Consider the following 22,337-nt stretch of genomic DNA (forward strand, 5'->3'; position numbering starts at 1 on the left):
TCCAAAAGCTTAATTTATTAATATACTTACCCTTTATGACACATTTTATTTATTCATTAAACTAACACTTTATTATTATAAATGAAAAGAGACACTTAAGTGCCTCTAATATCTTTAGATGCTAGGAAACTCATTTTCCCAGAGTACTACATCTCCAGACTTCATTAATTTAGATAATTTCTTTTTAGCTTCTTCCATAGAATTAACAACTATTATATGTTCCTTAGAAAATGCTTCCTCTAGTAATCCTTCATATAGATCTTTTGTTTGCTTCCTACCTACTAATATAACATAATCAAATATCTTAGCTATACTGTTACCTAAAATTATATCATCTTGTTTTCTATTTCTATCTATTTCAAAAAGACCAGGAGTAACAATAATTTTTCTTCCATCAAACCCATTAACTATTTCTATTGATTTATTAGTTTCTTTAGCTCCAGTAATAAATCTATCATCAATCTCTATTATGTCACTTTCTATATTACATAATTCTAATCTTTTAGGAAAAGGCTGTATACTTTCTATTGACTTAGATATTTCATCTAAAGATAATCCTAATACTTTTGCTGTAGCAGTTGCTGCTAATATATTTAAAATATTATCTCTTCCCAATAGCTTCGTTCTACATTCAATACTTTCTCCTTCTTTATCCTGTAATATAAAGCTCGTTCCATAACTATAGACTTTGATATCAGTAGCATAGAAATCTAATTCCTCAGGGTTTTCTATTCCATATAAAATTTTTTCTTTATAGGTTTTATCTGCTAACTTTTTAATATATTTATTATCATAGTTAAAAATAGCAATCCCATCAGTAGGTAATTCTTCTATAAGTTCATATTTAACTTTCATTATATTTTCCATGTTATTCATTGCTTCTAAATTTGGTTGTTCGATCCCTGTTAATATTCCTATCTGTGGTTTAGTAAGCTTAGCAATTTCTTCAATATCTCCTATATTTTTAGCAGCCATATCAATTATAAAAACCTTATGACTTCTATTTAATTTATCATTGATGATTCTAATAATATCTTTTATTGAATTATTATATTCTTCTGATTTCAATATACTAAACTTATTTTCCAAGATTTTAGAAGTTATCATCTTTGTTGTGGTTTTACCAAAGCTTCCTGTTATCCCTATTGTTTTTAATTCCTCAATATTAGATAGCTTATCATAGGCTAACTCATAATCCTTTTTATATAAACTTGTTTCTACAGGCTTCACTAAAAAATTAGCTAGCAGGATATTATAAGGTACCTCTAAATATATAATTGTCATTCCTAATAATATAATTGGATAATAGAATATATTTTCTCCAAAAACAAGCATATATAATAAAACTATTATCAATATTTCTATTGTACTTACAATTAAAGAAAATATTATTAACCTCTTTAATCTCTTTGAAAATAATAATATATTTTGACCTATTTTTCTTTGGTATTTTATAGAGACTAACATTAATATTACCCAAATAACTATAATTATATAAGATGCTATGATCTCTTTTATATAAATAGATGATATTATAAATATACATGTTATTATAATATAAATAATTAAGGGAATAACCATTTCTTTTGGATAAGATACTAATCTATTATTTTTAAGCCATTGTAAATAGTCTTTACTTTCATATCTCTCCACTCTAAATACATTTAGGAAAAACTTATTTCTCCTAAATAATGAGTAAATAACTATTAGAATGGTACTGATCACAAACAAACTAGTATAATTACTAATATTCATAATATACTCTCCTTATATTAAACGACTCAAAGGATATAGGTTTTAATTAATATTCATATTATTAGATAAAATACCCTGTCCACATTTTAATTGTTTATCCTCTTATAATAATATATTTAATTTATTATTAATTAATTCATAAAACATAAATTCTATATTAATAAATAATAAGGGCGGACTAAAATTGTCCGCCCTTATTATATTAAAATATTTATATGAATAACGGAGCAAATACTAATGCAACGATAGTCATAAGTTTTATAAGAATATTTATTGAAGGTCCAGAAGTGTCCTTAAATGGATCTCCTACTGTATCTCCAACAACTGCTGCTTTATGAGCTTCACTACCTTTTCCGCCGTGATTTCCTTCTTCTATAAATTTCTTAGCATTATCCCATGCTCCGCCGGAATTAGCCATAAATATAGCCATAAGAACTCCAGTAACTAAAGCACCCGCTAATAGTCCTCCTAATGCTTCTACACCAAGAATTAAACCAGTAGCAATTGGTGCTAAAACTGCTAAAACACCAGGAATAATCATTTCTTTAAGTGCTGCTGCTGTACTTATATCAACACATTTTCTATACTCTGGCTTAGCTTTACCTTCCATAAGACCAGGTATTGTCTTAAACTGTCTTCTAACTTCTTCTATCATACTGAATGCTGCTTTACCAACAGCCTTCATTGTAATAGCTGAGAATAGGAATGGTAACATACCACCTATAAGAAGTCCTACTATTACTGTAGGTTCAGTAAGATCTATAGAATCTAAATTAACTGCTTTTGTATAAGATGCAAATAGTGCTAATGATGTTAATGCAGCAGAACCAATAGCAAATCCTTTACCAATCGCTGCTGTTGTATTTCCTACAGCATCTAATTTATCAGTTATTTCTCTAACTCCACTAGGTAGTTCACACATTTCTGCTATACCACCAGCATTATCAGCGATAGGACCATAAGCATCTACCGCTACCGTCATACCAGCAGTAGATAACATACCTACAGCAGCCAGGGCTATACCATATAAACCTGCTACGTTATAAGCTAATAATATACCACTAGCTATAACTAAAATTGGGAATGCTGTAGATTGCATACCAACAGATAGTCCACTTATTATGTTCGTGGAAGCTCCAGTTTCTGACTCATCTGCTATTCTCTTTACAGGACCATACTCTGTAGATGTATAATATTCTGTAATTTTAGCTACTATAATTCCTACTAATAATCCTATAACTATAGCATAGAAAGGTTCTAAAGAATCTAATAACATCCTACTTAAGAAGAATGCTACTATTACTGTTAAAATACCACTTACTAATGTACCTGTATCTAAAGACTTTTGTGGATCTGAATTTTCACTTGATCTTACAAAAAATGTTCCTATTATAGATGCAATTATTCCAGTAGCCGCTAAAATTAATGGGAATATTGCAGCATTCATTGCCATATCAAAATTTTCAGCATATGCTACAAGACCTAATGTGATTGCTGATATTATTGAACCTACATAAGACTCAAATAAGTCTGCTCCCATACCAGCTACGTCTCCAACATTATCTCCTACGTTATCTGCTATAACTGCAGGGTTTCTTGGATCATCTTCAGGTATTCCTGCTTCAACTTTACCAACAAGGTCTGCACCTACGTCAGCAGCTTTAGTATAAATACCTCCACCAACACGTCCAAATAAAGCTATTGATGATGCTCCAAGACCAAAACCAGTTATATAACTAGCAGCTTGCTGAGCTTGTTCTAAAGTCTGTGCATCTCTTGAAAATAAGTAATATAATGTACCTATACCTAATAAACCTAAACCTACAACAGACATTCCCATAACTGCTCCACCAGAGAATGCTACTGATAAGGCTTTATTCATTCCTGATTCCTTTGCTGCATTTGCTGTTCTTACATTTGCTTTAGTAGCAACTCTCATACCAAAGAATCCTGCTAATGCAGAAAATACTGCTCCTACTATAAAGGAACCCGCTGTTTCCCAGTTTATACCTATTCCTAAAATTATGAAAAGAATTATTACAAATATTGCTAATGACTTATATTCTCTTGAAAGAAATGCCATCGCACCTTCTTGTATATAAGATGAGATTTCTTTCATTTTGTCGTTGCCCACTTCTACTCTATTTATTGTATTTGATTTATATAGAGCAAACACTAAGGCCAATATACCAACTATTGGTGCTAAGTATATTAGATTCAATTTAATATCCTCCTTTGTATTCAGTTTTATTATCTATTGTACTGCCACTAAAATTAATGCTGATAATATAAATGTTACAGCTGATATAGTTGTTACCTTGCTTAACATAGCTTCATAACTTCTGCCTTGTTTTTTCCCCCAAATGCTCTCTGCACCACCGGCAATACTGCCTGATAATCCTGCGCTCTTTCCTGATTGCAATAAAATACTAGCTATTAATACTAAACTTGATATTATTAATAATACTGTAAATATGATTGCTACTGGATTCATACTCCCACCTCCTATTATACGATTAACAAACCTATTTTAACATAGGAGCAGCATAAAATCAATGAAATATTAAGTAAGTAAATGTAAATAATAAGGGCATCAATGCCCTTATTATTTATTCCCTCTTATTTATTTAGTATTTTATCCTGCAATTTATTTTTTTAAACTTAGAAAAGTCTATTTTAAATTATAAAATACTTCTATTCCATCATATCTAGCAGTTGTTGATAAATAATCTTCTAGTCTTAGTAATTGATTGTATTTAGATACTCTATCTGATCTTGAAGGAGCTCCGGTTTTGATTTGGCCTGAGTTTGTAGCTACTACTAAATCTGCTATTGTATTATCAGAAGTTTCTCCTGATCTATGAGAAATAACTGCAGTATATCCTGCTCTTTTTGCCATTTCTATAGCATCTAATGTCTCTGTGATAGTACCTATTTGATTTAGTTTAATTAGTATTGAATTTGCTGCTCCTTCTTTTATACCTCTTGATAATCTTTCAGTGTTAGTAACGAATAAGTCATCCCCTACTATTTGAATTTTATTGCCTAACTTCTCAGTCATTAATTTCCAGCCTTCCCAATCTTCTTCATCAAGACCATCTTCAATTGAGATTATTGGGTATTTTTCTGTTAATTTGCTATAGAAATCAATCATTTCTTCAGAAGTTAGCTTTTTACCTTCTGCCTGTAAATTATATACTTTGTTTTCCTTATCATATAATTCTGTAGCAGCTACATCTAATGCTAAACGTACTTCTTCAAAAGGTTTATACCCTGCTTTTTCAATAGCTTCAACAATAGTTGATAATGCTTCTTCGTTAGATGATAAATTTGGTGCAAATCCACCTTCATCACCTACTGATGTATTAAGTCCTTTCTCTTTTAATACTTTTTTTAGATTATGGAATATTTCTGCACCCATTCTTAATCCTTCTTTAAAAGATTTAGCTCCTACTGGCATTACCATAAACTCTTGAATATCAACGTTATTATCTGCATGCTCTCCACCATTTAATATATTCATCATTGGCACTGGTAAAGTTTTTCCATTTACCCCACCAAGATATTGATATAATTCTAATCCTAAAGAATCAGCTGCAGCTCTAGCAACTGCCATAGATACACCTAGTATCGCATTAGCACCTAATTTCCCTTTGTTATCAGTACCATCTAATTCTATCATTGTCATATCTATACCAACTTGATCTGTTATATCAAATCCTATAAGTTCAGGTGCGATAATTTCATTTACATTATCTACTGCATTACTAACACCTTTACCTAAATATCTATCTTTTTCTCCATCTCTTAATTCTACTGCCTCAAAAGCCCCAGTAGATGCTCCAGAGGGTACAGCAGCTCTACCGAATGCTCCATTATCAGTTTTTACTTCTACCTCTACTGTGGGGTTACCTCTTGAATCAAGAATCTCTCTTGCATAAATATCAACTATCATATCCATATTAATTTTCCTCCTCAAATTTTAATTATCTAATAACTTGCATCTCAAATACCCTATCTTCTATAGTTTAGAGTAGTTAATTGCATATATCTTAGCTAAGATCATTTCTAACAAACAAGTATGTGATTACTTTTGTTTATTTTAATATAATAGACTTACCTGTCATTTCCTGGGGAATATCTTCCCCTATCATGTCTAATATTGTAGGGGAGATATCAGCTAATATCCCCTCTCTTAGCTTAACGTTTCCTGCACCAACAGTTATACATGGTACTTTATTAGTTGTATGGGCAGTAAGTTTAGCTCCAGTATCAGTATCTCTCATCTCTTCTGAATTACCATGGTCTGCTGTAATAAGAATACGACCATCCTGTCTTATAATCTCATCTACAACTTCACCTAGGCATTCATCAACAGCTTCTAATGCTTTTACTGTAGCTTCAATATCCCCTGTATGACCAACCATATCTGGGTTAGCAAAGTTAAGAACTAAAAGATTGTAATCTTCTTTTTTTAACCTTCCTATAACCTCATCTTTAACTTCATATATACTCATTTCAGGTTGAAGATCATAGGTTGCCACCTTAGGAGATGGTATCAATACTCTATCTTCTCCGGGGTTAGGTGTTTCAACTCCACCATTGAAGAAAAATGTTACATGAGCATACTTTTCTGTTTCAGCTATCCTTAATTGTCTCATTCCTTTACTACTTATATACTCACCTAAGGTATTCTTATAGGATTGAGGTTTAAATGTAACTTTTACATTATTTATTGTTTTATCATATTGAGTCATAGTTACATACTCAGTATCAACTTTTTTACTTCTATTAAAACCTTCAAAACTTTCATCTACTATTGCTCTAGTGATTTGTCTTGCCCTATCTGGACGGAAATTATAAAAAATAATAGAATCATTTTCATCTATGGTAGCAATAGGATTGCCATTTTTTTTAATAACTGTAGGTACTATAAACTCATCTGTTACATTATCATTATATGAGTTTTCTATTGCTTCTTTTCCAGAGCTAGCTTCTAACCCTTCTCCTAATAACATAGCGTTATAAGCTTTCTCTGTTCTTTCCCATCTCTTATCTCTGTCCATTGCATAGTATCTACCTGAAATAGTGGCTATCTTTCCTACTCCTATTTCTGCTATTTTTTCTTCTAATTCTTCTATATCATTTATTGCACTCTTAGGTGGTACGTCTCTTCCATCTAAGAAACAGTGAATATACACTTCATTAAAATCTTTTTTCTTTGCTAGCTCAAGTAACGCATATACATGAGAACTATGACTATGAACTCCTCCATGAGAAAATAGCCCTAATAAATGCAATTTTTTATTATTCGCTTTAGCTTTATCTATAGCTTGATTGAACTCTTCTTTTTCATAAAAAGATCCGTCTCTTATTGATTTATTAATTCTCGTAAATTCTTGATATATAATTCTTCCTGCACCAATATTTAGATGTCCAACTTCAGAGTTACCCATTTGCCCTGATGGTAAACCTACTTCTTCGCCACTGGCTGTCAAAGTAGTATTAGGGTACTTCTCCATGAGTAAATCGAAGTTTGGAGTATTAGCTATTTTAGTAGCATTTCCTTTATAGTCTTCTCCTAAACCCCATCCATCTAACACAATGATTGCAGCTAATTTGTTTGACATAATCAACCTCCTCTTTAGAATCTTACTAGATCAGTAAAATCATCCTTTTTAAGGCTTGCTCCTCCAACCAAGGCTCCATCAATATCTGGTTGATTCATAATTTCTGTTACATTTGCTGGCTTAACGCTGCCACCATATTGTATTCTGATCTCTTCAGAAATTTCTTCATTATATATATCTTCTATAATATTTCTTATAAAAGATATCATTTCATTTGCATCTTCACTGGAAGCAGTTTTTCCAGTTCCTATAGCCCATATTGGTTCATAAGCTAATACTATATCTTTCATTTGATTCTCTTCTACTCCCTTTAAAGCTTTTATTACTTGGGTCTTCACTTTATCTTGGGCTTTATTTTCTTCTCTTTCCTCTAAAGTCTCACCAACACAAATTATAGGATTGATACCATGATTTAAAGAAGTTTTTACTTTCTTATTTACAGTTTCATCTGTTTCATTAAAATACTGTCTTCTTTCAGAGTGACCTATAATAGCATAATCTATGCCAATTTCCTTAAGCATTAATGGAGATACTTCTCCAGTATAGGCCCCGCTCTCTTCCCAGTGAATGTTTTGAGATCCTAGTTTTACATTAGTTCCTTCTAATTCTTTTTTAACTCTATCTAAGGATATAAAAGGCACACATACTACAACCTCTACATCTGTGTTATCTCCCAAATGTTTGATTTCCTTAATAAAATCAACACTTTGTGATAATGTTTTATTCATTTTCCAATTTCCTGCAATAATTGGTCTTCTCATATTATGACCTCCTTATTTATCTTCTATAGCTGATATACCTGGGAGTTCCTTACCTTCAAAAAACTCTAAAGAAGCTCCTCCCCCAGTAGATATATGCGTCATCTTATCATTTAATCCAGTTTGTTCTACTGCTGCAGCACTATCTCCGCCACCAATTATAGTAATAGCACTTGAGTCAGCTAATGCCATAGCTATTGCATTTGTACCTTTAGCAAAATTTGACATTTCAAATACTCCCATAGGTCCATTCCAGATTACTGTTTTTGCATCTGATATTTCTTTAGAAAATAATTCTATAGTTTTCTCTCCAATATCTAATCCCATCATATCTTCTGGAATTTTATCTTCATCTACAGTCTTATATTCTGTATCATTTTTAAACTCTTTTGCTACAATAGTGTCTATAGGTAATAATAACCTAACACCTTTTTCTTCAGCTTTCTTCATTAGATCTTTTGCTAATACTACTTTATCTTCTTCTAGTAAAGAAGTTCCTATATTATAGTCTTTTGCTTTATAGAATGTATATGCCATACCTCCACCTATAATTAAACTATCAACTTTTTCTATAAGATTTTCTATTACTCCAATTTTATCTGATACCTTTGCCCCACCTAGTATTGCTACGAATGGTTTTTCAGGGTTAGACATAGCTTTACCCATTATATCCATTTCTTTTTTTACTAAAAATCCCATAGCTGAAGGTAAGAACTCAGTAACTCCTACATTAGATGCATGGGCCCTATGAGCAGTTCCAAATGCATCATTTACAAACAAATCTGCTAGAGAAGCTAATTCCTTAGCAAATTCTTTATCATTTTTCTTTTCTTCTTTTCTAAACCTAGTATTTTGAAGTAGTACTATATCACCTTCAGACATTTCTGAAACTGCTTTTTTAGCACTCTCACCAACAACATCATCATCTTCTGCAAATATAACTTCTTTACCTAATAGATTTGCTAGTCTTTTAGCTACAGGCTCTAAGCTAAATTCTTTTTTAGGTTCTCCTTTTGGTCTTCCTAGATGAGACATCAAAATTACTTTTCCACCATTTTCTAATATGTACTCTATTGTAGGTAATGCGCTTCTTATCCTTCTGTCATCAGTAATATTTTGATCTTTATCCATTGGAACATTAAAATCACATCTAACTAATACCTTTTTCTCTTTTATATTTATATCTTTTATAGACTTTTTATTTAGCATCTACTTCACTCCTTTAGGATAGTAATAATAGTCTTATTAGTGAAACCGGTTATATAGTAACTATATAACCGGTTGATATTTTTTATTAAAGTCCTTTATTTGCCATGTATACTGCTAAATCTACAACTCTTGCAGAGTATCCCCACTCATTGTCATACCATGATACTATTTTTACCATGTTATCCCCTACAGTCATAGTAGATAATGCATCTATAATTGAAGAATGAGGATCTTTTCTGTAATCTACAGATACTAATGGTTCTTCTGAATATCCTAATATACCTTTCAATTCACCTTCTGCAGCTTCTTTTAATGCCTTATTAACTTCTTCTGCAGTAGTTGATTTTTCTACTTCAAATACAATATCAACTACTGAAACAGTAGGAGTAGGTACTCTCATAGCCATTCCATTTACTATACCTTTAAGTTCTGGGATTACAAGACCTACAGCTTTAGCTGCGCCTGTAGTAGTAGGTATGATAGATTCCGCTGCTGCTCTTGCTCTTCTTAAATCACTATGAGTTCCATCTAATATTCTTTGATCATTAGTATAAGAGTGAACTGTAGTCATAAGACCTTTTTTAATTCCAAAATTATCTAGTATTACTTTAGCAAATGGTGCTAAACAGTTTGTTGTACAAGAAGCATTTGAAACTATATGATGATTGTCTTTATCATAGTCTCCTTCATTTACTCCCATAACTACTGTTACGTCTTCACCTTTTGCTGGTGCTGATATAAGAACTTTTTTAGCTCCTGCTGTAATATGCTTAGAAGCTCCCTCTTTATCTCTGAATATTCCTGTTGACTCTATTACTAAATCAACTCCAAGATCACCCCATGGTAATTTTTCAGGATCTCTTTCACCAAATACTTTAATTTCATTTCCATTTACTATTAGTTTATCTCCTTCTACTGATACATCTCCTTCAAATTTACCGAAGCATGAATCATATTTAAATAAATGAGCTAAATCTTCTACCTTTCCAGGATTATTAACTGCTACAATATCAATATCCTTTACATTGTTTTCCATTGCAACCCTTAATACATTTCTACCTATTCTTCCAAAACCATTAATTGCTACTTTCATACTCATTAACAATTCCTCCTCTAATTATATTATTAAGCTTAATTGCTTATTTAATCTTATTTAGTATTTCCTTTGCAGCTCCTTCATCTATCAATAATGTTATATCATTCCTTAAGGCGGCTATAGCTATTATAGCCTCTGCCTTTTGAGCTCCAGCTGCAATTCCTATCACATTTCTAATACTTTTAAAATCTTCAAGATTAAGACCTACCGTATTGGATTCTCGTATTATCTCACCATTAATATTAAAATAATATCCAAAGGCTTCAGATACGGCTCCTTCCTTCTCTAGTATATCTATGATATCTTTAGACAAGTTTCGTCTTTCTGCCATAGTATCAGATCTTCCTATTCCAAATACTAAAACATCAATTTTTTTAATAGAATCGATTAGAGATTTTATTTCATCAAATTGCATTAATGTATCTAATGCTTCTTTTCCTATATTATCTGGTATATGTAATAGCTTATATTTTCCATCTAATTTATAAGCAATGTTTGCAGCAATATTATTTGATTGAGTCTCTAAGCTTTTCCCTATTCCACCTCTAGCTGGCAGGACTAATATGTCCTTAATAGAATTACTTTTAGGCATTTCCTCAGCTACTTTGGCCATTGTAGTACCACCAGTTATACCTAATATATTATTATCTTTTATAACATTTAATATGTGTTTTGATGCTTCTTTTCCTATATCAGATAAGATATATTCGTCTTTATCAAAATTTCCTGGTACTACAAATATGTTTTTCAGATTAAGTAACTCTTTCAACTTATCTTCTAGGTTTGATAACCCTTTTAATTGATAAATGAAACCTTTTAATTCTTCAATTACTTGAATTCCTTCTTCAGTTACATTCATACCCATTGATTGAATTTCTAATAACCCTTGTTTTTTAAGGATATTAACCTCTGTTCTTATAGCTCTTTCTCCTAAGTCCATATAACTTGCTAGAGTTCTTCTACCAATTGGTTTATTATGATATATTGTCCTTAAGATATTATACCTCTTATCAAGTATTTCTATCATTTCTGGTATGATTTTTTTTTGAAGATTAATAATGTCATTCATATTTTACACTCCTGATGGTCGATTTGAGTCCCTAATTTGTAAAATTTGTCCCACCTTGATTAAAATAAATGGGTCTTCCAAAGTCCCGGGTGTTTAGTATAAGTCCCATATCTAATAAAAAAATATTGCTTTCGTTATTAATTATAATTTAATATAGGAAAAACTTCAAGTAAATAAACAAAAAAAATAATAAAAGATTTAGTTCCACCTAAATCTTTTATTAATATCTTCTACGTTTCGATGATGAAGGAATTTTTAATTCATCTCTATATTTTGCTACTGTTCGCCTTGATATTTTTATATCTTTTTCCTTTAATATATCTGCTATTTTTTGATCACTCAACGGCTTTTTAACATGCTCTTTCTCAATAAGATCTTTTATCATACTTTTAATTCCTGTTGAAGCTACTCCACCATCTTCTGTTCCAATTCCACTTGAGAAAAAATACTTTAGCTCAAATATTCCTCTAGGGGTTTGAACATACTTGCCATTTGTAGCTCTACTTACTGTAGATTCATGCATTTCTATATCATCAGCTATCTCCTTCAGAGTTAATGGTTTGAGAGATTTTTGTCCTTTTTCAAAAAAATCATGTTGAAATTGTACAATTGAGCTTACTACTTTATATATAGTCATTCTTCTCTGCTCAATACTTTTTATTAACCACATAGCTGAGTTTAATTTATTATTAATAAACTTAGATATATCATTATCCCCTTCATTATTTAACATATTTTTATAAAAATTATTTATTGTTAATCTAGGAGCAGTTATATCATTTACCATTATTACATATTCGCCATCAATTTTTTCTAGTACAACATCTGGGGTAACATATCTAATGTCGTCATTATCACTTGGAAATCCTCTTCCAGGCTTAGGTTCTAAAGTTTTAATAATATCACATATACTTTGAACTCTTTTAATACTTACATCTAAGTCTTTAGCGATTTTATTTAATCTATTATTTCCTACATCCTCTAGATGATTATCTATTACTGTTAATATATCTAGATTATCAAAATTCTTATCTCGTAATTGTATCGTTAAACATTCTTTTAGATCCCTAGCACCTACTCCTACTGGATCAAAAGTTTGAATAATTTCTAAAACATTTTTAACATTTTCTTCTTTTACACCTATCTCTGAGGAAATATCTTCTATAGTGGATGATAAGTATCCATTACTATCTATATTCTCAACAATTTGTATTCCAATGAATTTATCTTTAGGATTAAAAAATGTCAAATCAATTTGAAATAAAAGATGATTTTTTAAGGACTCCTCCTTTGTTATAAAATTCTCATAATTATATTCTTTTGATTTACTAATATTATTTTTATAACTGATATCATCATATTGGCTAATGTATTCTTTCCAATCAATATCATTATCAACTTTATCAGATACCTTATCTATATCCACATTTTCTTTATTATTTTTTATTTCCATCTCAATTAATGGGTTAGATTCCATTTGAGTTTCTAGATATTCCCTAAGTTCATTACTATTGAATTGTAGTAGCTTTATGGCTTGTCTCAACTCAGGGGTCATGACTAATTTTTGGGTCTGTTGTAATGCTAAATCAAATCCCAATCTCATAAATTTCACCTCAAACTATTTTATCTATAGTATATATATATGTCTATATAATTATATTATACCAAAAGTAGCGACTTTCTCAAATAGCAAAGATAGGAAGATTAAATAAAAAGGCGGACAATAAAAATATGTCCGCCTTAAATATATTATCTTTCTCCTTTTTCATAAGGTTGCCCACTAGCTGCTGGAGCTGTAGCTCTACCTACAAATCCTGTAAGGATTACTAAAGTTAATGCATATGGTAACATTGCTAATATCTGTGAGGATATATTTATAATATTAGAGCCTCCTAGATATACTGTTAAACCTTGAGCTGCACCAAATAATAGGCATGCCCACATTGCTCCTTGAGGTTTCCACTTACCAAATATAACAGCTGCTAAAGCAATAAAACCTTGCCCAGAGATTAATGTAGGTCTAAAGTTAGAAACTACTGCTATACTCATAGCAGCTCCTCCAAACCCTGCAAATACACCAGATAATACAACTGCTAAATACCTTATTTTCACTACGCTAACTCCTAAAGTATCAGCTGCTGCTGGATGTTCTCCTACAGCTCTAATTCTTAATCCCAATTTGGTCTTATATAATATAAACCACATAATAAAAACTAAAATGAAAGCTAAATATACTGTGGCATAATGATTAAATATTAAATCCAAAAATGAATTTGATTCAAATACACCATTTAATGGTCTCGGCATTTTTGCTTCAAAATCCAAAGACTTTGTCATAGTAGATCCATTAAAAAATAAACGACTTATAAATAAAGCCACTCCTGGTCCTAAAAAGTTGATTGCTATACCTGAAACTACTTGATCTGCATGGAAAGTAACTGAGGCTATAGCATGTAAAAGTCCAAAAACACCTGCTGCCAGCCCTGCTGCTATAAATGCTATCCATGGGTTCCCGGTAAAATATCCTACTGCGGCTCCAGTAAAAGCCCCCATCGTCATCATACCTTCTAATCCAATATTAACTACACCTGATTTTTCAGAAATAACTCCACCTAATGCAGTGAATATTAAAGGTGCTGCATACATCAAAGTAGTTCCTATTAAGAATCCTAAATCATCTAGCATTTTTTTCACCTCTTTTTCTGGTGTTTATATTAAAAATCATTCTCATAAATTTAGGTACAGCTATAAAGAATACTATGGTACCTATTACAATATTAACAACTTCAGATGGAGCTCCTAAAGGAGGCTGAATCTTAGGTCCACCATACTTTAATCCTCCAAATAATAATCCTGCAAATATATTTCCAAAGGCCGTAGTTCCACCTATAAGAGCAACCGCTATACCATCAAATCCATACCCTTCCATACCAGGTAGTACACTGATACCTTTAGTTACTCCCATAACCTGTAATGCTCCTGCACTTCCAGCTAAACCACCAGCAATCATCATAGATGTGATTATACTTTTCTTAACTTTAATACCACCATATTCAGCTGCATGCTTATTATATCCAACGGCTCTTAGTTCATAACCTAATGTTGTTTTATTTAATATATACCATACTAAAACTGCTAATAAAATTGCAATAACAAAACCTAAGTTAGCTGGAGTAGCTAAAAAGTCTTTAATATAAGGATGTTGACTAAGCCACTCTCTTCCTGCATCAGTATATTTCCAATCTTCCAATATCGTTATACTAGCAGTGTCTAATATTTCATAAGAAGAATCACTTTCAGGTCTTCTAAGAAATGGTTTCATAACCATGTAATTACTAAAATACAATGCAATCCAATTCAGCATAATTGTAGCTATTACTTCATGAACACCAAATTTTGCTTTTAAGAATCCTGCTATTCCTCCCCATACTGCTGCTGCAATAATAGCTGCTAAAAATACCACTATCGCATGTAATCCTATAGGTAACTCTAAAAAATATCCAACTATTGTAGCCACTAATGCACCGACTATATATTGTCCTTCTGCTCCAATATTAAATAATCCAGTTCTAAAAGCAAATGTAACAGAAAGCCCGGTAATAATTAATGGTGTGGCATATATAATCATATAAGATATATACTTAGTTCGGCTGAATATTCCATTAATAATAATGCTATAAGCAGTAATTGGATTAAAACCCGCAATCAGTAGAACTATAGCTCCTATAATCAAACCTATTATTACGGAAACTATTGTAAAAGTTAAGTTACTAGATAATAGTCTTTGCTTTACACTATATTTATTTTTCTTCTTTTTATTTTCCATCAGTTCCACCTCCTGCCATCATTAGGCCTAAGGTCTTTTCATCAGCATCTTTAGCATTTATAATACCTACAATTTTACCCTCATATATAACTGCTATTCTATCTGCCACATTAATTACCTCGTCTAATTCTAAAGAAACTAAGAAAACAGCCTTACCTTTATCCCTTTGCTCAATTAATGATTTATGCACATATTCAATAGCACCTACATCTAATCCTCTTGTAGGTTGTGCAGCAATCAATAAATCAGGATCATTAGTAACTTCTCTTGCAATTATTACCTTTTGTTGATTTCCTCCTGATAAAGATCTTGCTTTAATCTTTTCATTTTCTGGTCTTACATCAAATTTTTTAATTAGATCTTTAGCAAATTTCTCTATATTTTCATAACTAAGAATACCTCTTTTAGCAAAAGGTTTCTTATGATAATTTTCTAAAACCATATTTTCAGCAACAGTAAAATCTAATACTAGACCTCTTCTTTGTCTATCTTCTGGGATTATAGAAATTTTACTATTTAAAATTTCCTTAGTTGACTTGTTAGTCATATCTTTTCCATTCATATAGACTTTTCCAGATTCTACTTGTCTTAGTCCATTTAGAGCATCTATTAATTCACTTTGTCCATTTCCATCTACTCCTGCAAGACCTAATATTTCTCCAGCATGAATTTCTAATGATAATCCGTCTACTGCATTTATTCCTCTATTATCTTTTACTACTAAGTTTTCAATTTTTAAAGTTGTTTCCCCTTTTTCTTTATGCTCTTTGTCTACTTTAAAGCTTACTTCTCTACCAACCATTTTTGATGCTAAGTCATCCTCACTTGTTTCAGAAACTTTCACAGTGTCGATATGTTTTCCTCTTCTAATAATAGTGCAATAATCTGCTATCATTTTAATTTCTTTTAATTTATGGGTAATTATTATTATCGTTTTACCCTCTTCAGTCAAGTTACTTATTATTCCCATTAAATCTTCAATTTCTTGAGGAGTTAATACTGCTGTTGGTTCATCTAGGATAAGTATTTCTGCTCCCCTGTACAAAGCTTTTAATATTTCAACTCTTTGTTGCATCCCTACACTTATATCTTGAATTTTTGCATCAGGATCTACATAAAGACCATATTTCTCTGATAATTCTTTAACATCTGCTATAGCTTTTTGCATGTCAATAGTTACACCTTTAGTTGTTTCCATTCCTAGGATAATGTTTTCCGCTACCGTAAAAGGTTCAACTAACATAAAATGCTGATGTACCATTCCTATTCCCTTTTTTATAGCTACATTAGGATCATTAATATTTGTTTTTTCACCTCTAATGTATATATCTCCAGATGTAGGATGATATAGTCCATATAGTACATTCATAAGAGTAGTCTTCCCAGCACCATTCTCACCTAGCAATGCATGCACTTCTCCTTTGTGTACCGTAAGGTTTATGTGATCATTTGCTGTGAAATTACCAAATTTTTTCGTTATATCTTTCATCTCTACAACCTTATGGTTAAAATCAATGTTACTCAACAAGATAACCTCCTATTCTAAAATACCTAAACAGCTCAGGCCTTAGCCCGAGCTGCTAGTATTTACTTTCTTGAAGTTAATTATTTTGCTTCAAATTCCTCATAAGTATCTTCATTATAAGGTACTACTATTTCACCATCTATAATACTTTGCTTTATTTCTTCAACTTCAGCTAAAATATCTTCTGGTACATGCTTATCAGATGTAGGAGCAATACCCACACCATCATCATCTAAACCATAAACAATAGTTTCTCCACCAGGGAATTTTCCATCTTGAAGTCTTTCAGCTATATCAAACATAGCAATGTCTACACGTTTTACCGCTGATGTTAAAACGTTCTCAGGAGCTAAATCACTTTGGTCTCTATCCACACCAATAGCCCACTTATCTTGCTCTTTAGCTGCTTCTATAACACCATTACCTACTCCACCAGCTGCATGGAATACTATGTCCGCACCATCTTGGTACATTGAATTTGCAATAGCTTTTCCTTTTGTTGAATCTACGAAACTTTCAGCATATTGTCTTATTACTTCTGCATCTGGATTAGCATATTTTACTCCTGCATGGAATCCATAATCAAATCCATCTATTACATTACCTTCAACTCCACCAACAAATCCTACTTTGTTAGTTTCAGTCATCTTGCCTGCAATATATCCTACTAGGAAAGATGCTTGATTAGCTTCAAATACTACTCCAACTAAATTTTCAGGAGTATCATCATATGCAAAATCTATTATAGCATATTTTTGATCTGGATTCTTTTCAGCTGCCTCTTCTATGTCCTTAGACATATTAAATCCTATACCCCAGATTAAATCATTTCCTTCATCTAAAAGGTTTTCTAGGTTAGGACCATAATCAGCCTCTTTCTCTGACTCTTTATATGTTGCTTTTATTTCTAATTCTTCTTGAGCTCTTTGTAATCCTTCCCAAGCTGATTGATTAAATGACTCATCACTAATTCCACCAAAATCTGTTACCATAGCAATTTTGATTTTTTCTCCATCGCCATTGTCTGTACCTTCGTTTGTACCTTCATCAGTATCGTTATCTGTACCTGGAGTACCACATCCAACTACAGTACCTAATACTAGAACTAGTACTAATAATAAAGATAAACTTTTCTTTAACATAAATACCCTCCTCAAATTTTTAATAATATAGAACTTTATACCTAGAATTATTCATATTCGACAAAAGTCCTATAACTCCTTCTTTTTTAAGAGAATTATTATATTATATTTTAGTATGTATTCTCTTAATAAAAATTATAGCATAAATAAAAATTAATTAAAAATAAAAATAAAACCCCAGAAAAATCTGGGGTTTAACAATGGTCTGATTCTTGAGTGGTATACCCGGATTTTGCAAGAACTTCAATAGATTTTGATAATTTTTCTTCATTAACCATAACTATTGGTCCCGTACAACCCATGCCACTTTCAGCATATATACCATTCTTCCATAACTCTTTCACTGCATCTTCTAGCTCCATTATATCTATACCGGAAATAGATCCAGTTACTATTTCTTTTTTCGGTGCTTTAACTTCTTCTTCTGAAGCTTCAGATTTATTTTTTTCTTTTGTTAATCCCTTTAATATTTCATCATATTTTGCATTTTTAGCTTTCTTGTGCTCAGCTTTATTAACATTTAAGATATTACCCTTTGCAAGATCTGCTCCATACTCTATAGCATTTGCTACTACTGGAATACCTGAAGCTCTTGAAAGAATAAGAATATTTCTTTTATATCCATCTCCTACACCAGGTCCATATCCAAATCCTAAAGCTTCATAGCTTCCACCAGTGTTAAAGGAAGAGAATATTTTCATAAGAAGATTTCCCGTTAAACTATCAGTAATCATTACATCTGGTGTTCCTGTAAGCAGATCATTCCCTCTCATTACGGATCCACCATCTTCTCTCATTGATTCTGAAAAGTTAATATCATATCCATTTTCATTTAATTCTTTTAATGCTCTTTCTACTTGCCTTGCTCCATCTACATTAAGTATCCCTATTGAGGGATTTTCTATACCCATAGCTTTAGCAGTTATTATACCACTTAGGCCATTTTTCACCATAGCTTCTACTCTATGAGGAGATGAAGTACCAGTAGTAGTAGCAATAAACATTTCCTTTCCTACACCTGGAGTTACTACTCTACCTACAGTTGAAACACCAATTGGAAAATTATAATGCATAGTCACTGCTGCATCTATTTCTTTAGAGTCTAGTAGCTCTTCCATTTTCTTATGTTGTTCATCTTCATCATTAGCTTCTACTACTCTAAGTTCTGTCTCAACCTTTGGTCCTATCAGAACAACCTCATAAGAGTTATTTCTTTTAGATGCAAGTTCTGCACCCTTTACGATATTCTCTATACCATGCTCGCTTCCCAGTAATGTAATACCTACTTTTACTTTATTACTAAATCCACCAGTTTCTATTCCTGTTGCTATGTCGTTAAATACTTTTCCTATTAACTGTTTTACGTTTTCTTCACTCATAATTTTCACCCCCTACTATTTTAATAGGTGTGATGCAAAATCTCTCATAGCTTCTGCTACCATTCCTCTTATTTTCTCTTCAGATACTCCGGCAACTTCATCTACTACACCATTATTTTTCTCAATAACTACAGATACACCATCAAAAAGATTTGTCATCCTACCAAGGAATAAACTTCCCTTTCCAACTATCATAGCCTTATTTATATTTCCTGCTAGCATTTCTTCCCTAGCAAATCCTATATATGGAACTCCTGATGGAATATGTCCTTGAGTAGGTGCCCATCCTGGCATACCATGACCAGTAACAAAATTCATGAGTTCTTTTCTTTCTAATTCTTGTCTCTTAACTCCTAGAGCACCAATCATTTTATAGTTTGATGTAGGAACGTCTCCAGCTCCTGCTGGCTTTGTTATATCTGGATTTTGCATTTCCACTGAATATTTATCTATATCTGTAATCTTTAAATCACCCTTATCTAATGGGGCAGTTATCAAAGCTGTTATTACTGCTTGTGGTGATGATCCAGTACCAACGGTATGTCTTCCTACTAGGTCAGTTCTTATTACAGGATTTACCCCATCATTTTTGCTTATTAATACAGCAAAACCACCTAATACATCCTCTAATATTGGCATTTCCTTTTTAATATGGTCTTTACCATTCATTCCTAGTTTGGCAGTTGCTCCACCAGCTACTATAACTACATTTTCATATACTCCAGCTTGAACTAATGCAGCAGCTTCAATCAATGAATGAGTAGGTGCAGCACAGAATCCTCTTGTATCTGAACCAGTAGCATTTATACAACCTGTAGTTTCAGCTATTGCTTTAGCAAAGTTTCCTCCACCTCTTTGATTCATATCGCCACAAGCTTCCTCAGAGCATTCAATTACATAGTCTATGCTCTCTGGATTTATATCATTCTTTGCTAATAAGTTAAGCATAGATAATACTCCAGATGCTTTAACTACTAGATTCTCAAAAATAACATGGGCATTAAGGTTTACATCTATATCATGGGCTCTTTTAACACAGCCTACTATTTTACCATCATTATATAAAGCTTCTGCATGATTTTCATTTATTTCTTTTTCTATTGTAGCTATTTCTTCACCAGCTTTTAAACCATTAACAAGTTCATCAGTCATAAGAGGATGATTAGTTAATTTTTCTCTAACCATATCTGTGAAAGAATTATCTAATAGTACTAGATCGAAAACATCTACTATTTTCATTAGTCCTATAAACTCATCTTGAGGCATTATTTCACCGAATTTACCAAATCTTTCGGCTCCCTCAACCTTTTTATCAAACCAAGGAAGATCATATTCACCTAATTTTTCTGGTGTCATATTTCCTATATAAGTTTGATTTGCAGGATAACTAACAACATCTTCATAACTTCTTAAGTGGTTAGGAATCTTCTTTAAATATTCTGAATCTGGATTTACATGTCTTTCCATAGTTTGGGTTGTACCATTATGAATTATCATATCTGGTGTATGAACTAATACATAAGACGAACCATTAATTACTGAAAATGACATAATTTTCACCTCCGTAAGGAATTAATCATATTTTTTAAAAAGGGTGATATTTCTATCACCCTAAAGTTTTATTCAAATACTTTTTGTCCATCAACTTCAGTTTCAAGAGCTTTTAATGCCTTTTCAACTAAGTTTCTTCTTAATGATTTTTCTTCATCCATATCTAAACTTGGGTTTCCAAGAGGATGTGGTATTGCTATTGTTGGTACTATTCTATTGGCACCAACTGTTAATGAGATAGGTACTACAGTACACATATGAACTACTGGTAGCCCTGCTCTCTCTATTTCTTTTACCATCGTTGCACCGCAACGTGTACAGGTGCCTCAGGTAGATGTTAATATAACTGCTTCTACTCCATCAGCTATAAGTTCCTTAGCAAACTCTTCTGCGAAAGCTTTAGAACTAGCAACAGCAGTTCCATTACCTGTAGTAGTATAGAAATATCTGTGAAGCTCTCCAATTTTTCCTTCCTTTTCTAGGTCTCTTAATACATCTACAGGAAGTACTCTATCTGCATCTTCATTAGCATATACTGGATCATATCCACCATGAGCTGTTTCATGAGTTTCACTAGTTAAATCATTAAATCCTTGTATATCATATTTACCATATTTAGATGCACTAGATGATTCAATATGATCAGGATTTCCTTTAGGTACTATACCACCAGAAGTTACTAATGCTATTTTCGATTTAGTTATATCTTTGATAGCTGGATTTGGATCTACTCTATCAAAATTTGGCATAGGGAACTCAGTTTCAAACTTCTTCTTATTTAATTTATTGATAAGCATATCTACTGCTCTAGCAGAACCTCTCTTATCAGCAAAATAGTTCTTTCTAATACCTCTAGCCATATATCCTTCTTCTTTTGGTCCACCTATTTCTTCACCTTTTGCAAGTTTAATAGCAAATGGTGCCATAGTTTTTATTGCTTTTCTCATACCTGCAGCACTATTTTTTGTTTCCATTATATAAACGTCTTTCTTAAACATATCTGCTCCTGGATTTTCTTCATACATTCCAGTCAGTACAGGGATGTTAAGCTCCTCTTTCACTGCATTTGCGATAGTTCCACAAGCCACACCATATCTTCCAGCGTTGAAAGCAGGACCTGCAATAAATAAATCAGGGTTATACTCTTTTACCATATCAATAACTTTAGCTTTTGCTTCATCAAGGTTTTCATTAAAATATGAGTCACCACATATTATAGTAGCTACTATTTCAGCTTCATCACCAAACTTTTTATTAAACTCCATACCAGGACCTACAATGCCCTCTCTTATTTCTGGCTTATAGTCAGCTTTTTCTTCACCACCAATACCAGCAAAGAACTGGTTAATGTAATGTACTATTCTTATTTTACTCATTGTTTCCCCCCTCTCGAATTT

General features: G+C 32.0%; 17 protein-coding genes. All 17 read right to left on the minus strand.

Going from position 1 to position 22,337, the window contains the following annotated elements; genetic code table 11:
• Window positions 1-114: 114 nt before the first annotated feature.
• Window positions 115-1,755 carry a Mur ligase family protein gene (locus tag GOQ27_RS04785; protein WP_203365691.1) on the minus strand — a complete coding sequence of 547 codons (1,641 nt, stop codon included), beginning with the start codon at window positions 1,753-1,755 and terminating at the stop codon, window positions 115-117.
• Between the two features lie 211 nt (window positions 1,756-1,966).
• Window positions 1,967-3,976, minus strand: coding sequence for a sodium-translocating pyrophosphatase (locus tag GOQ27_RS04790; RefSeq protein ID WP_203365692.1), 2,010 nt, complete (start codon window positions 3,974-3,976; stop codon window positions 1,967-1,969).
• A gap of 33 nt (window positions 3,977-4,009) precedes the next feature.
• Window positions 4,010-4,249, minus strand: coding sequence for a preprotein translocase subunit SecG (secG, locus tag GOQ27_RS04795; RefSeq protein WP_203365693.1), 240 nt, complete (start codon window positions 4,247-4,249; stop codon window positions 4,010-4,012).
• Between the two features lie 177 nt (window positions 4,250-4,426).
• The gene (gene eno, locus GOQ27_RS04800) at window positions 4,427-5,716 is read right to left on the minus strand and encodes a phosphopyruvate hydratase (protein ID WP_203365694.1); all 1,290 of its coding nucleotides are present in this window, start codon (window positions 5,714-5,716) and stop codon (window positions 4,427-4,429) included.
• Window positions 5,717-5,852: 136 nt separating this feature from the next.
• On the minus strand, window positions 5,853-7,385 hold the full coding sequence (gene gpmI, locus GOQ27_RS04805; protein ID WP_203365695.1) for a 2,3-bisphosphoglycerate-independent phosphoglycerate mutase: 1,533 nt from the start codon (window positions 7,383-7,385) through the stop codon (window positions 5,853-5,855).
• A 14-nt stretch (window positions 7,386-7,399) separates the two neighbouring features.
• Entirely contained in the window at window positions 7,400-8,146 is a 747-nt protein-coding gene (tpiA, locus tag GOQ27_RS04810; protein ID WP_203365696.1) for a triose-phosphate isomerase, read from the minus strand.
• 12 nt (window positions 8,147-8,158) lie between these two features.
• Window positions 8,159-9,352: a phosphoglycerate kinase gene (locus GOQ27_RS04815; RefSeq protein WP_203365697.1), complete on the minus strand. Its 1,194-nt coding sequence runs from the start codon at window positions 9,350-9,352 to the stop codon at window positions 8,159-8,161.
• An 85-nt stretch (window positions 9,353-9,437) separates the two neighbouring features.
• A complete protein-coding gene (gene gap / locus GOQ27_RS04820) occupies window positions 9,438-10,451 on the minus strand; it encodes a type I glyceraldehyde-3-phosphate dehydrogenase (RefSeq protein WP_203365698.1) in 1,014 nt (337 codons plus the stop codon).
• A 40-nt stretch (window positions 10,452-10,491) separates the two neighbouring features.
• Window positions 10,492-11,517 carry a sugar-binding transcriptional regulator gene (locus tag GOQ27_RS04825; RefSeq protein ID WP_203365699.1) on the minus strand — a complete coding sequence of 342 codons (1,026 nt, stop codon included), beginning with the start codon at window positions 11,515-11,517 and terminating at the stop codon, window positions 10,492-10,494.
• 220 nt (window positions 11,518-11,737) lie between these two features.
• A complete protein-coding gene (gene rpoN, locus GOQ27_RS04830; RefSeq protein WP_203365700.1) occupies window positions 11,738-13,120 on the minus strand; it encodes an RNA polymerase factor sigma-54 in 1,383 nt (460 codons plus the stop codon).
• Between the two features lie 146 nt (window positions 13,121-13,266).
• Window positions 13,267-14,202, minus strand: a complete 936-nt coding sequence (locus GOQ27_RS04835) for an ABC transporter permease (RefSeq protein ID WP_203365701.1) — start codon at window positions 14,200-14,202, stop codon at window positions 13,267-13,269.
• Window positions 14,192-15,343, minus strand: coding sequence for an ABC transporter permease (locus GOQ27_RS04840; RefSeq protein ID WP_203365702.1), 1,152 nt, complete (start codon window positions 15,341-15,343; stop codon window positions 14,192-14,194). Before GOQ27_RS04840 ends, GOQ27_RS04835 begins: the two co-directional genes overlap by 11 nt.
• Window positions 15,333-16,832, minus strand: a complete 1,500-nt coding sequence (locus GOQ27_RS04845) for an ABC transporter ATP-binding protein (protein ID WP_203365751.1) — start codon at window positions 16,830-16,832, stop codon at window positions 15,333-15,335. Before GOQ27_RS04845 ends, GOQ27_RS04840 begins: the two co-directional genes overlap by 11 nt.
• 116 nt (window positions 16,833-16,948) lie before the next feature.
• Window positions 16,949-18,010 (minus strand): BMP family lipoprotein, encoded by a 1,062-nt coding sequence (locus tag GOQ27_RS04850; protein ID WP_203365703.1) that lies wholly within the window; start codon window positions 18,008-18,010, stop codon window positions 16,949-16,951.
• 194 nt (window positions 18,011-18,204) lie between these two features.
• On the minus strand, window positions 18,205-19,389 hold the full coding sequence (grdD, locus tag GOQ27_RS04855; RefSeq protein WP_203365704.1) for a glycine/sarcosine/betaine reductase complex component C subunit alpha: 1,185 nt from the start codon (window positions 19,387-19,389) through the stop codon (window positions 18,205-18,207).
• A 15-nt stretch (window positions 19,390-19,404) separates the two neighbouring features.
• Complete coding sequence (gene grdC / locus GOQ27_RS04860; RefSeq protein ID WP_203365705.1) at window positions 19,405-20,940, minus strand: glycine/sarcosine/betaine reductase complex component C subunit beta; 1,536 nt, start codon at window positions 20,938-20,940, stop codon at window positions 19,405-19,407.
• Window positions 20,941-21,008: 68 nt separating this feature from the next.
• Window positions 21,009-22,316: a glycine reductase complex selenoprotein B gene (gene grdB / locus GOQ27_RS04865; RefSeq protein WP_203365706.1), complete on the minus strand. Its 1,308-nt coding sequence runs from the start codon at window positions 22,314-22,316 to the stop codon at window positions 21,009-21,011.
• Window positions 22,317-22,337 lie beyond the last annotated feature (21 nt).

It is taken from the genome of Anaeromonas frigoriresistens, assembly GCF_016820655.1.
Taxonomy (GTDB): Bacteria; Bacillota; Clostridia; order Tissierellales; family SIT17; genus Anaeromonas; species Anaeromonas frigoriresistens.